This window comes from Pseudomonas mendocina, from assembly GCA_037482215.1.
Classification (GTDB): Bacteria; Pseudomonadota; Gammaproteobacteria; order Pseudomonadales; family Pseudomonadaceae; genus Aquipseudomonas; species Aquipseudomonas mendocina_E.
Map to the genome: position 1 here is coordinate 500,380 of CP148074.1, position 13,224 is coordinate 513,603.

The 13,224-nt window shown below is 58.3% G+C and carries 11 protein-coding genes; 8 read left to right on the forward strand and 3 right to left on the reverse strand.

The window, feature by feature from the left end:
* Nucleotides 1-241: 241 nt before the first annotated feature.
* The 6 genes from WG219_02130 to WG219_02155 all read left to right on the forward strand — a co-directional run bounded on the left by WG219_02130 (nucleotide 242) and on the right by WG219_02155 (nucleotide 7,496).
* Nucleotides 242-772: a DUF5943 domain-containing protein gene (locus tag WG219_02130; protein ID WXL26308.1), complete on the forward strand. Its 531-nt coding sequence runs from the start codon at nucleotides 242-244 to the stop codon at nucleotides 770-772.
* 114 nt (nucleotides 773-886) lie between these two features.
* Nucleotides 887-2,947 (forward strand): dimethylglycine demethylation protein DgcA, encoded by a 2,061-nt coding sequence (dgcA, locus tag WG219_02135; GenBank protein WXL26309.1) that lies wholly within the window; start codon nucleotides 887-889, stop codon nucleotides 2,945-2,947.
* Between the two features lie 296 nt (nucleotides 2,948-3,243).
* Complete coding sequence (gene dgcB / locus WG219_02140; GenBank protein ID WXL26310.1) at nucleotides 3,244-5,196, forward strand: dimethylglycine demethylation protein DgcB; 1,953 nt, start codon at nucleotides 3,244-3,246, stop codon at nucleotides 5,194-5,196.
* Nucleotides 5,193-6,416 carry an electron transfer flavoprotein subunit alpha/FixB family protein gene (locus WG219_02145; GenBank protein WXL26311.1) on the forward strand — a complete coding sequence of 408 codons (1,224 nt, stop codon included), beginning with the start codon at nucleotides 5,193-5,195 and terminating at the stop codon, nucleotides 6,414-6,416. Before dgcB ends, WG219_02145 begins: the two co-directional genes overlap by 4 nt.
* Complete coding sequence (locus tag WG219_02150; GenBank protein ID WXL27924.1) at nucleotides 6,406-7,185, forward strand: electron transfer flavoprotein subunit beta; 780 nt, start codon at nucleotides 6,406-6,408, stop codon at nucleotides 7,183-7,185. The genes WG219_02145 and WG219_02150 overlap by 11 nt, the downstream gene beginning before the upstream one ends.
* 65 nt (nucleotides 7,186-7,250) lie before the next feature.
* Nucleotides 7,251-7,496 (forward strand): hypothetical protein, encoded by a 246-nt coding sequence (locus WG219_02155; GenBank protein WXL26312.1) that lies wholly within the window; start codon nucleotides 7,251-7,253, stop codon nucleotides 7,494-7,496.
* A gap of 63 nt (nucleotides 7,497-7,559) precedes the next feature.
* Here WG219_02155 and WG219_02160 read toward each other — a convergent pair whose 3' ends face one another.
* From WG219_02160 to WG219_02170, 3 genes are all read right to left on the reverse strand, one after another.
* Complete coding sequence (locus tag WG219_02160; protein ID WXL26313.1) at nucleotides 7,560-8,609, reverse strand: low specificity L-threonine aldolase; 1,050 nt, start codon at nucleotides 8,607-8,609, stop codon at nucleotides 7,560-7,562.
* A 127-nt stretch (nucleotides 8,610-8,736) separates the two neighbouring features.
* Nucleotides 8,737-9,264 carry a hypothetical protein gene (locus WG219_02165; protein WXL26314.1) on the reverse strand — a complete coding sequence of 176 codons (528 nt, stop codon included), beginning with the start codon at nucleotides 9,262-9,264 and terminating at the stop codon, nucleotides 8,737-8,739.
* A complete protein-coding gene (locus WG219_02170) occupies nucleotides 9,242-10,405 on the reverse strand; it encodes a PAAR domain-containing protein (protein WXL26315.1) in 1,164 nt (387 codons plus the stop codon). The genes WG219_02165 and WG219_02170 overlap by 23 nt, the downstream gene beginning before the upstream one ends.
* Before the next feature lie 255 nt (nucleotides 10,406-10,660).
* Between WG219_02170 and glyA the strand changes: the two genes are divergently transcribed.
* Both glyA and WG219_02180 read left to right on the forward strand, forming a co-directional pair.
* Nucleotides 10,661-11,917 carry a serine hydroxymethyltransferase gene (glyA, locus tag WG219_02175; GenBank protein ID WXL26316.1) on the forward strand — a complete coding sequence of 419 codons (1,257 nt, stop codon included), beginning with the start codon at nucleotides 10,661-10,663 and terminating at the stop codon, nucleotides 11,915-11,917.
* 56 nt (nucleotides 11,918-11,973) lie between these two features.
* Nucleotides 11,974-13,224, forward strand: a complete 1,251-nt coding sequence (locus tag WG219_02180) for a sarcosine oxidase subunit beta (protein WXL26317.1) — start codon at nucleotides 11,974-11,976, stop codon at nucleotides 13,222-13,224.

The window sequence follows — 13,224 nt, forward strand, 5'->3', positions numbered from 1 at the left end:
TGAATACCTTTGGGCCTACTCGTGGGGTGGGAGCGGCTTTAGCCGCGAATAGTTTTGTAGAGGGTGGATCGTTTCATTCACCCGGTAAATAACGTGGTGCCTATGGGATTAACCACACAGTAGTGGCGTGGAATTCGCGGCTGAAGCCGCTCCCACGTACTGCGTAACACATCAACGAATTTCGGTGGCGGGTAATGCGCCCGGCACTCAACGACTGATTTGAATTTTGGAGTCTGCACACATGGCCAAACACGCCCCCGAACTGCCTATTGAAGTCGACAGCGAAACCGGCGTCTGGACCACCGATGCGCTGCCGATGCTGTACGTGCCACGGCACTTCTTTGTGAACAACCACATGGGCATCGAAGAGGTATTGGGCGCTGAGGCCTATGCCGAAATTCTCTACAAGGCTGGCTACAAATCAGCCTGGCACTGGTGTGAAAAAGAAGCCGAGTGCCATGGCTTAGAAGGTGTGGCGGTTTTTGAACACTACATGAAGCGCCTGTCGCAACGTGGCTGGGGGCTGTTCGAGATCGAAGCCATCGACTTGGAAAAAGGCACTGCCAGCGTACGCCTCAAGCACTCCGCATTTGTGTACGTGTACGGCAAGTGTGGCCGCAAGGTGGATTACATGTTTACCGGATGGTTCGCTGGCGCCATGGATCAGATTCTCCAAGCGCAGGGCAGCTCCATTCGCACGGTGGCCGAACAGGTTTATGGCGGCTCCGAAGAGGGCCACGACGACGGTCTGTTCATCGTCAAGCCTCTGTAACTCAACACAACTTTATAGATAGGAGCGGCTAAAAGCCGCGAAGCAACGACCCGTGAACACGGCGTGCCGCTCCTGTGAATACCAATAAGGTCGCCCTTTCGTGAGGTTGCCATAATGGCTTTTGAAGCAATGTTTCAGCCGATTCAGATCGGCAAACTGACCATCCGCAACCGCGTGCTCAGTACCGCTCATGCCGAGGTTTATGCCACTGATGGTGGTATGACCACGGATCGTTATGTGAAGTATTACGAAGAGAAGGCTAAGGGCGGCATCGGCCTGGCTATTTGTGGTGGCTCATCCGTGGTGGCCATCGACAGCCCGCAACAGTGGTGGAGTTCAGTCAACCTGTCCACCGATCGCATCATCCCGCACTTCCAGAATCTTGCTGATGCCATGCACAAGCACGGCGCCAAGATCATGATTCAGATTACCCACATGGGCCGCCGCTCCCGTTGGGATGGTTACCACTGGCCGACGTTGATGTCGCCATCTGGTATCCGTGAACCCGTACACCGTGCCACCTGCAAGACCATCGAAGAAGAGGAAATCTGGCGCATTATCGGCAACTACGCACAAGCGGCCCGTCGCGCCAAAGAAGGTGGTTTGGACGGCGTCGAATTGTCCGCTGTGCACCAACACCTGATCGACCAGTTCTGGTCGCCACGGGTTAACAAACGCACCGACGAGTGGGGCGGTAGCTTTGAAGGCCGCATGAAGTTTGGCCTTGAAGTGCTCAAAGCCGTACGTAAAGAAGTTGGTGATGACTTCTGCGTTGGCATGCGTATCACCGGCGATGAGTTCCACCCGGACGGTCTGTCCCATGACGACATGAAACAGATCGCGGCCTATTACGATGCCACCGGCATGATCGACTTTATCGGCGTGGTGGGGTCCGGCTGCGACACCCATAACACCCTGGCTAACGTGATCCCTAACATGAGCTTCCCGCCAGAGCCGTTCCTGCACTTGGCGGCGGGCATCAAAGAAGTGGTCAAAGTGCCGGTGTTGCACGCACAAAACATCAAAGACCCGAACCAGGCGACGCGCATTCTCGAAGGCGGTTACGTGGATATGGTGGGGATGACCCGCGCCCATATCGCCGATCCGCACCTGATCGCCAAGATCAAAATGGGTCAGGTTGATCAGATCAAACAGTGCGTAGGCGCCAACTACTGCATCGACCGTCAGTACCAGGGCCTGGACGTGCTGTGCATCCAGAACGCCGCCACCAGCCGTGAATACATGGGCTTGCCGCACATCATCGAAAAATCCACCGGGCCGAAACGCCGTGTGGTGGTCGTTGGGGGTGGCCCAGGTGGTATGGAAGCCGCACGTGTCGCCGCTGAGCGTGGTCACGAAGTCATTCTGCTGGAGAAAAACGACAGCCTCGGCGGGCAGATTTCACTGGCGGCAAAAGCTCCTCAGCGCGATCAGATGGCGGGTATCACCCGCTGGTATCAACTGGAACTGGCACGCCTGAACATCGACCTGCGTCTGCTTACCACCGCCGATGCACAGAGCATTCTGGCACTCAATCCAGACATCGTGGTGCTGGCTAACGGTGGCCATGCCTTTGTTGAACAGAACGAGCATTGGGGCGCAGCCGAAGGCTTGATCGTCAGCAGTTGGGACATTCTCGACGGCAAAGTTGCACCGGGCAACAACGTGCTGGTGTACGACACCATCTGCGAGTTCACCGGTATGTCGGTGGCCGACTTTATGGCTGAGAAGGGCGCCAAGGTGGAAATCGTCACCGACGATATCAAGCCGGGTGTGGCGATTGGCGGTACCAGCTTCCCGACTTACTACCGCAGCCTGTACCCGAAAGAGGTGATCATGACCGGTGACCTCATGCTGGAGAAGGTTTACCGCGAAGGTGACAAGGTGGTGGCCGTTCTGGAGAACGAATACACCGGCGCTCGCGAAGAGCGGGTGGTGGACCAGATCGTCGTGGAAAACGGCGTGCGCCCTGATGAAAGCCTGTACTACGCCCTTAAGCAGGGCTCGCGTAACAAAGGCCAGATTGATGTCGAGGCCCTGTTCGCGATCCAGCCGCAGCCATGCCTGAGCGAAGGTGGCGATGGCTACCTGTTGTTCCGCATTGGCGACTGCGTGGCTCAGCGCAACGTTCACGCTGCGATCTACGACGCCCTGCGCCTGTGCAAGGACTTCTGATCGCCACGCTAATGCATCGGCGCTTGTAGGGTGGATGACGATTTTGTCATCCACCAATGGGAAGTGTGTCACTTGCTGGTAGATGGCTTCGACCATCCACCCTACAGGACCGATGTTTTGCTGGCGTTTTGATGTGGGAGCGGCTTTAGCCGCGAAGGAATAGTCGTAAACGCTTGGAGTCGGTGCTGCGGCTGTTATGGAATTTCGAGGCTGAAGCCGCTCCTACAAAGCTCCATGGGTGTTGAGTGGTGGATGGTTTTACTCATCCACTCCACGGTTATCGAAAGGGTGCGCTCATGTTAAACACCATCCTGCCTATTCTGCTGTTCGCCGCCCTGGCGTTGGCGGTGTTGGGCGCTGTTAAACGCTTTTTAATGTGGCGCAGAGGCCGCCCGGCCAAGGTTAATTGGCTCGGCGGACTGCTGGCCATGCCGCGCCGCTATCTGGTGGATTTGCACCATGTGGTCGAGCGCGACACATACATGTCCAAGACCCACGTGGCCACGGCGGGCGGTTTTGTCCTCGCGGCTGTGCTGGCGATTGTGGTGCACGGCCTTGGCCTGCACAGCAAGATTCTCGCTTTCGCGTTATTGGCCGCCACCGTGCTGATGTTTGTCGGTGCGTTGTTTGTGGCTAAACGCCGCAAGAACCCGCCGTCACGCCTGTCCAAAGGCCCGTGGATGCGCTTGCCGAAGAGCTTGCTGATGTTCGCGGGGAGCTTCTTTATCGCCACGTTGCCGGTAGCCGGGATTCTGCCGGAAGGTTTTGGCGGTTGGCTGCTGGCGCTGCTGCTGACTGTGGGTGTGGCCTGGGGCGTGTCGGAGTTGTTCTTCGGCATGACTTGGGGTGGGCCGATGAAACACGCCTTTGCCGGTGCGCTGCATCTGGCCTGGCACCGTCGCAGTGAACGCTTCGGTGGTGGTCGCTCCACCGGCCTCAAAGCCCTGAATCTGGATGACACCAGTGCGCCGCTGGGTGTGGAAAAACCCACTGATTTCACCTGGAACCAATTGCTTGGTTTCGACGCCTGCGTGCAGTGCGGTAAGTGCGAAGCCATGTGCCCGGCCTTTGCCGCAGGCCAGCCGCTGAACCCGAAAAAGCTGATTCAGGACATGGTGATTGGCCTGGCGGGTGGCAGCGATGCCAACTTCGCAGGTTCACCATACCCCAGTAAGCCGATTGGTGAGCACAGTGGCGGTCCGCACCAGCCCATTGTCGACCTCAATGGCAAGGCGCTGGTGGATGCTGAGACGCTGTGGTCCTGCACCACCTGCCGCGCCTGCGTGGAGGAGTGCCCGATGATGATCGAGCACGTCGACGCTATCGTTGATATGCGCCGCCACCTGACCTTGGAGAAAGGCGCGACACCGAACAAAGGCGCAGAGGTGCTGGATAACCTGATCGCCACGGATAACCCCGGCGGCTTTGCTCCCGGTGGTCGTCTGAACTGGGCGGCGGATTTGAATCTGTCGCTGATGAGTGAAAAACCTCAGGTCGATGTGCTGTTTTGGGTCGGTGATGGTGCCTTTGATATGCGCAACCAGCGCACCCTACGCGCCTTCGTCAAAGTACTCAAAGCCGCCAACGTCGACTTTGCTGTGCTCGGTCTGGAAGAACGCGACAGCGGCGACGTCGCCCGTCGTCTGGGTGATGAAGCCACCTTCCAGAGTCTGGCTAAACGCAACATCGCCACGCTGAACAAATACCGCTTCAAACGCATTGTGACCTGCGACCCGCACAGCTTCCATGTGCTGAAAAATGAGTACGGCGAGCTGGGCGGCCGCTATCAGGTTCTGCATCACAGCACCTATCTGCAAGAGCTGATCGCCAGCAAAAAAGTCAGCCTCGGTCAGCATAAGGGCGGCAGCGTGACCTATCACGACCCGTGCTACCTGGGCCGTTACAACGGCGAATATGAAGCGCCGCGTCAGGTGCTCAAGGCCCTGGGCATTGAAGTGAAAGAGATGGAGCGTTCGGGCTTCCGCTCCCGTTGCTGCGGTGGTGGTGGCGGTGCGCCGATTACCGATATTCCGGGCAAGCAGCGTATCCCTGATATGCGCATGGTGGACATCAAAGAAACCGCTGCAGAACTGGTTGCAGTGGGGTGCCCGCAGTGCACAGCGATGCTTGAAGGTGTGGTCGGGCCGCGTCCGGAAGTGAAGGACATCGCCGAGCTGGTGGCTGATTCGTTGATCGAACAAGAAGCCGCTCCCGCGAAGAAAACAGCAGTCGCCGAGGTGATGGCATGAGCCGGATTATTCGACGTGACCCGCGGGCTGAGTGGATTGCCCGTAACCGCCTGCATCCGCTGCACGCCAGCGTGCAAAGCAGCGTGATCAGTTGGATGGGGCCCAATGGCTTAATCCGTAAAAATCCACATGCAGTGGGCTTTATCGGCCCCAATGGGATCAAAAGAATTGACCGCAGTGGCAGCCAGCAAGGCAGCCAACGTGTACGTGACAGCGTTGAGGCCGTGGTCCAGTTACCGCTGCATATCGTCGAGCAACCGGCGTTTTATGTGGCTGTGGTGCCGGATATGCAGGGTGGGCACCTCAGCAGTCACGACAAAGATTTGCTCGGTCTGGCTCGCAAGCTCGCAGGCACAGAAGGTGCCGTGCTGGCGGTGATCTTCGGTGAGCATAAAGAGACCGCGCTGGATCTGAACGGCGTCGACCGCCTGCTGCATCTGCAAGACGCCGCCTTTGCTGGATACAGCCCCGAGGCGCGTGTGCTGGTGCTGTGTGAGCTGGAAGGACAGCTCGCGCCGCGGCACTGGCTGTTCCCCGACAGCCGCAGCGGCGGTGCTGAGTTGGGCCGTCGCCTGGCCGCTAAGTTGGGTGAGCGTCCGGCCACACGGGTGTGGCAAGTCGCAGAAGGTATTAGCAGTGGCCGCGCCGGAGCAGGGCGTGAAGATGTCCATCAACCCGTTCCACGCATGCTGCTGGCCTCGGCTGAGTGTGCTGAGCCGGTTAGCGAGACACGTCACGAAGTTCGTGCATTGGAGCTGGAGTTGTCTGTCACCGCGCAATTGCCACGGATTCAGGACATGGGTGCGGTAGCGGTAGACCCGGCGCAGATCCCAATGGCCGAAGCGGAGTTTATTCTCTCCGGTGGCAACGGCGTGAAGGATTGGGCGTTGTTCCATCAGGCTGCCCAAGCCCTTGGCGCCACCGAAGGCGCCTCGCGGGTGGCGGTGGACGACGGCTTTATGCCGCGTAACCGTCAGGTTGGTGCGACTGGGACCTGGGTCACCGCACGGGTGTACGTGGCGGTGGGGATTTCCGGTGCGATCCAGCACCTGCAAGGCATTGGCGCTTGCGACAAAGTAGTGGCGATTAACCAAGACCCCGGTTGCGACATGATCAAACGGGCAGACCTTTCGGTGATTGGCGACAGCGCAGAAATCTTGCAGGCGCTAATTGAGCGAGTGGCGGCCCATCGTCAGGGAGGTGCCCGTGATGCAGCCTGATGCATTGAATGTGGTGAGTCTGGTTTCGGTCGGGGCTCACCCCACTTCGGGCCGTGCACGCCGTGCCGAGCAGGACGCCCGTGCAGTCGAGCTAGGTCTGCACCTTGCTGGTAACCGCTTGCAAGTGTTGCACGCCGGTGATCCCCATGCAGAAGCACTGCGTGGCTATCTCGGTATGGGCCTGAACGAAATCAACGTGCTCGAACAACCCGCTCACAGCGACGCCGTGCCGGTGCTCAGCGAGTATCTGTCACGCAGCCCAGCGCAACTGGTGCTGACCGGCACGCAGGCCGAGACAGGCGAAGGCTCCGGCATGTTGCCGTATCTGCTGGCCGAACAACTGGGCTGGCCGCTGGTGGTGGGGCTGGCCGCCGTTGAGAAGGTTGATAACGGCATGGCGCAGGTCTTACAAGCATTGCCCCGTGGTCAGCGCCGTCGCTTGCAAGTGCGTTTGCCGTTTGTGGCCAGTGTGGACAACGCCGCCCCCATCGCGCGACAGAGCGCTTATGGCCCGGCCCGCCGTGGTCGTCTGGGAGCGACCAGTGTGGAGGTTGTGCCTGACTCATTGTTTGAGCACGGTGAACTGCAACCGGCCAAACCCCGGCCCAAACGGCTCAAGGTGATCAAAGCGAAAACCGGTGCAGAGCGTATGCGTGCGGCAACCGCCAAAGCCAGCGGTGGCGGTGGTCAGGTGCTTAAAGGGGTTTCAGCGGCAGAAGGCGCAGAGGCGATCTTCAAACTATTACTGGAAGAAGGCGTGCTACGGTAGTCGCCCGGGTTGGCTAACCTGGCTGGCCCATACGTCTTGTGCGCACCCAACTGGAGGACTTGAACATGATGCATGCTGATCTGATTGATCACGAAGATCTTCGCGAACGTCTGGTGGCACTTGGCTTTGCCATTCCCTCTGGCGTCAGCGCCGAGCAGGCCTGTGAACTCGCCGTAAATGGCCTGAGCCCGGAGCGGGCGGTGGCGTTGCGTAAGATGGTCGAATCGCTGTTGGGCGGCAGTGCAACACTGCTGCCGAATGTGCGTGAAGCGATATCACGCACATTGTTGCCAGCGTTGGTGCCGCGCTGACCCTTAATAGATTAGCTGGGGAGCGTTAGTGTGTCGGATAACGCTCCCCGGATTTAATCCAGGCTACGGACGGCCAGCGTTCATGGCCAGGCGGATATCCGCTGCCAACTGACGGACGCGCTCTTCTTCGGTATCCCACGAGCACATAAAGCGTGCACCACCGGCCCCGATAAAGGTGTAAAAGCGCCAGTCTTTGCTGCGCAGAATCTCCAGTGCCGGTTCAGACAATTGCAGGAACACACCGTTGGCCTGCACCGGGAACATCAGGCTGACGCCCTCCACATCGCTAACCAATTCAGCCAGCAGTTGCGCACAGCGGTTGGCGTGGTTGGCATAACGCAGCCAAGCACCGTTCTGCAGAATGCCCACCCATGGCGCAGACAGATAACGCATCTTCGACGCCAGTTGGCCGGCCTGCTTGCAGCGGTAGTCGAAGTCTTCGGCCAGATCCTTGTTAAAGAACAGAATCGCCTCACCCACCGCCATGCCGTTTTTGGTGCCGCCAAAACACAGCACATCCACGCCAGCCTTCCAGGTCAGTTCAGCTGGGGTGCAGCCGAGAAACGCGCAGGCATTGGAGAAGCGTGCACCGTCCATATGCAGGCGCAGGCCCAGTTCTTTGCACACATCGCTGATCGCCCGCACTTCTTCAGGCGTGTACACCGTGCCGACTTCGGTCGCCTGGGTAATGGTGACCACGCGGGGTTTGGGGTAGTGGATGTCCTGACGTTTGAGTGCGATTTCACGGATCGCTTCCGGTGTCAGCTTGCCGTTCTCGGTCTTGGCCAGCAGCAGCTTGGAGCCGTTGGAAAAGAACTCCGGCGCGCCGCATTCATCAGTCTCGACGTGAGCCGTCTCAGAGCAGATCACGCTGTGGTAGCTCTGGCCGAGTGACGCCAGTGCCAGCGAGTTGGCCGCAGTGCCGTTAAAGGCAAAGAACACCTCACAGTCACTTTCAAACAACTGGCGGAAATGGTCGGCAGCACGGGCCGTCCATTCGTCATCACCATAAGCACGCTGGTGCCCCTTATTCGCCTCGGCCATCGCCTCCCAGGCTTCCGGGCAGATACCGGAGTAGTTGTCGCTGGCAAATTGCTGGGATAGATCGGGCATGGCAGGCATTCCTTGCGGGTAACAGACAGGAGGTAGAACAGCACCAAATACTTTAGCCTGAGCGGCTCAAACTTGCAGATAGCAGGGCGACAAGATGTGCTGATTTGGCGAAGTGGTGAATGGCGGGTTAGTCGCAATAAAACCGACTGGAGCCAGTTTCATTCTCATTGAACTTTGCAGGTGTTACAGCCCAAGTATTTTGCGTAAGGCTGATACAAGCCTTGAGGTAAAAACGGGCGCGACGGTTTTTCTGGTCACCTGCGTCTAATATCACGGAGTAGAGTCCGGGATTAATGGGCTGTGCAGGTGTTTTGGTAGTAAAACCAGCCAGGTTTTGCCCATAACTTATGCAGGTGTCTGACGTTATTCTGACCCCTTCCGCTGAAGATTCAGGCGGGATGTAGGCGTACCACACATCTTTATCAACTGCGCTTACCGATATCGCGTGTAGGCGCACATCGTTGTCATCTACTTGAATTGTGCGCGAGAACAGGAATCCGTCGGTCTTGTAGGTGGGGGCAACACCCAGGCAGAGCTTGTCGTCCTGGCTCCAGATACGGGCGTCGCCATCGTGATGGCGGGACATGGCCTGCGCTGATGTTGCGACCAGAAAACTCAGGGCGATGAGGTGGCTAAGGAAGAAGGTTCTTGTCATTGGGATTTCTCAGGAAGTCAGCAAGCACTGATAAATAGGGCGTGACGCTCTTGATAGAACGGCCACTGTTACTTCTGATCGGGTTACCCGATACCCAGGCGTAGTAGTCAGCAATGATGTCGCCCTGTTGTTCCATATTGAAGTCTTGAAGTTTGCTGTTCGGCTCTAGGGTGTACTCGTAAGGGTTGCCCAAGAGCCCCCACAGTTTCCCCGGATGTAACAGCACGCCGTGAAGTTTCACCCCGTAACCGAGCTGGTACTGCCAGACGTGAACCATCTCGTGCATAAACCAATGGTTATTGACTAGGTCATCCTGCGTTGCTGAGAGCGAGAAGTCGTCTTTGTAATACTGGGGGTTGAAATAAATCTCCCCATTCGGCGTCATCGCTGTGTTATCCGGCTGCAAACCAAAAGGCAGATATTCCTCGTTGTGAACCTTCACTTTGCTGTAGTCGATTGAGTCTTTAAATATGCTTTTTGCCATCGCGATTTCACCGCTGGTCAGCGGGCGCGATTTGTCGTCTTTTTTAACGGCTGTGAGGTTGTTGGTTTGCCCATTGGCAGAGGCGGTTTGGACGCCACTCAGCGCAATGGTGACGCCACTGCTTTGGGCAGGGGCGCTGCGGGCACAGCAGGGCGCGGAGGATGACGGCGGCAGTAGCTGTACGCTGGCTAATGCAGTTTCAACTGCGGTGGTAATGGCTTGCGTGGTGCCGGTTGCATCGGTTGTACCTTTTTGCACCGAGCCGTCGGCCAGTGTCACCCGATAAGGCAGATTTGAGTAAGGCTGCCCGTTAGCCGCAGACAGCTGCAGTTTGCAGTTGCAGACACCGGGCATCGCTATGGGCGGCACAAACTCAGCAGGCGCGTGCTGAGTGCCCACCAGCACATCACCTGAGCCGGTGATGATGACGCCGCCGTGGGCGGTGGCGCTGCCTAAGAAGGCGATGGGTTTGCCGTTGACCAGAATATTGCCGATGCCCTGCGTGACGGTATCACCGCAGGCGGTGCTGTCGCCTACGCGTAGGGCGGCAAGGCCGTTGATCAATACATCAGGTGAGCCGGTGACGGTCGGGTTAACGCCGTGACCGCTTTTAGGGCAGTCGTTTTTGTCGCTGAGCCGGGCTGCTGGTTTGGCCATGCGCTACTCCTTGCGTGTCGTATTGGCCTGTCCAAGGCCATTTTCAGACGTTTTCGCGAAAGAGACGAAATGCGTCTGAAACGAGGGTTTCAGACAACTCTACTTATTTTTGCGACCTATGCAATGTCGCAAACGATATTACCTGCGGCGTCCCTAGGCATCTGACCAATCGGGGCCAGTCATACCATCGCTGACAAGTGGGGCCTTCCCGAACGACACCCGTGTGTCGCATGCAGTTGCCGCAGGAGATCAGCGATGTTTAGCAAGCAGGACCAGATTAAGGGCTATGACGATGAGCTGCTCAGTGCCATCGAGGCCGAAGAGCGCCGTCAGGAACACCATATTGAGCTGATCGCCTCAGAGAACTATTGCAGCAAGCGGGTGATGCTGGCTCAGGGCAGTGGGCTGACCAACAAATACGCCGAAGGCTATCCCGGTAAGCGCTATTACGGCGGTTGCGAGCATGTGGATAAGGTAGAACAACTGGCCATCGATCGCGCCAAGGCGCTGTTCGGTGCTGATTACGCCAACGTGCAGCCGCACTCCGGCTCATCGGCTAACGCGGCGGTGTATCTGGCGCTGCTCAGTGCCGGTGACACCATTCTTGGTATGAGTCTGGCCCACGGCGGCCACCTGACTCACGGCGCTAAGGTGTCGTCTTCGGGCAAGCTGTACAACGCGGTGCAGTACGGCATTGATAATGAAACCGGCCTGATTGATTACGACGAAGTCGAGCGTCTGGCTGTTGAGCACAAGCCGAAGATGATCGTCGCCGGTTTCTCGGCTTACTCGAAAACCCTCGATTTCCCTCGCTTCCGCGCGATTGCCGACAAAGTCGGTGCGCTGCTGTTTGTTGATATGGCCCACGTTGCCGGTCTGGTCGCAGCAGGGCTGTACCCGAACCCGATTCCGTTTGCTGATGTGGTCACCACCACCACCCACAAAACCCTGCGCGGCCCCCGTGGCGGTTTGATCCTCGCCAAGGCCAATGAAGAGATCGAGAAGAAGCTCAACGCAGCTGTCTTCCCCGGTGCTCAGGGCGGCCCGCTGATGCATGTGATTGCAGCCAAGGCGGTGTGCTTTAAAGAAGCCATGGAGCCAGCATTCAAGACTTATCAGCAGCAGGTCATTAACAACGCCCAGGCCATGGCCAAGGTATTTATCGAGCGCGGCTATGACGTGGTGTCCGGCGGTACCGACAACCACCTGTTCCTGGTCAGCCTGATCAAGCAGGGCATCACCGGTAAAGACGCCGATGCCGCGCTGGGCCGCACCGGCATCACGGTGAACAAAAACGCCGTGCCGAATGATCCGCAATCGCCGTTTGTGACTTCAGGCCTGCGTATCGGCACTCCGGCGGTGACCACCCGTGGCTTTAAAGAGGCGCAGTGCATTGAGCTGGCCGGCTGGATCTGCAACGTGCTGGATCACCTCGGTGATGCCGATGTCGAGGCGCAAGTGGCGGTGATGGTGGCGGGCCTGTGCGCTGATTACCCGGTTTATCGCGGATAAGTGACGGGCCTGCGCGGCCCTGACGATTTGTCCCAGAGTTTCTGAGGGAGCATTCCATGCAACGTTATTCCGGCTTCGGCCTGTTCAAGCATTCGTTCAGCCACCATGAAAACTGGCAGCGTATGTGGCGTAACCCAACGCCCAAACCGCTGTATGACGTGATCATCGTCGGCGGTGGTGGCCATGGTCTGGCGACTGCGTATTACCTGGCCAAGGAATTCGGCGTGAAGAATGTCGCGGTGATCGAGAAGGGTTGGCTGGGCGGCGGCAACACCGCGCGCAACACCACTATCGTGCGTTCCAACTACCTGTGGGATGAGTCAGCGCACCTGTACGAGCACGCGATGAAGTTGTGGGAAGGCCTGTCGCAAGACCTCAACTACAACGTCATGTTCTCTCAGCGCGGCGTTTATAACCTCTGCCACACCTTGCAGGACATGCGTGACTCCGAGCGTCGGGTCAACGCCAACCGCTTAAACGGCATTGATGGTGAGTTGCTGGACGCGCGGCAGGTGGCGGAAGAAATCCCGTACCTCGATTGCAGCAAAAACACCCGCTATCCAGTGATGGGTTCTACCGTGCAGCGTCGCGGTGGCGTGGCCCGTCACGATGCGGTGGCCTGGGGCTATGCCCGTGCCGCCGATGCGCTGGGGGTGGACCTGATTCAGCAGACCGAAGTGATCGGTTTCCGCAAACAAAACGGCGCGGTAATTGGTGTCGAAACTTCCCGTGGCTTTATCGGTGCTAAGCGCGTGGGCGTGGTCACCGCCGGTAATTCCGGGCATATGGCCAAACTGGCTGGCTTCCGTTTGCCGCTGGAATCTCACCCGCTGCAGGCGCTGGTGTCGGAGCCGATCAAGCCGATTATCGACAGCGTGATCATGTCTAACGCCGTACACGGTTATATCAGCCAGTCGGACAAGGGGGACCTGGTGATTGGTGCTGGTATCGACGGCTACAACGGCTACGGTCAGCGCGGCTCCTACGGCACCATCGAACACACCTTGCAGGCCATCGTCGAGCTGTTCCCGGTGCTGTCGCGTGTACGCATGAACCGCCAGTGGGGCGGCATTGTGGATACCACGCCGGACGCCTGCCCGATCATCTCGAAAACACCTGTACAGAACCTGTTCTTCAACTGCGGTTGGGGCACCGGTGGCTTTAAGGCTACGCCGGGTTCGGGCCATGTGTTTGCTGCGAGTCTGGCCAAGGGCGAAATGCATCCGCTGGCTGCGCCGTTCTCCATTGACCGCTTCCATACCGGCGCACTGATTGACGAGCACGGCGCTGCTGCCGTGGCTCACTAA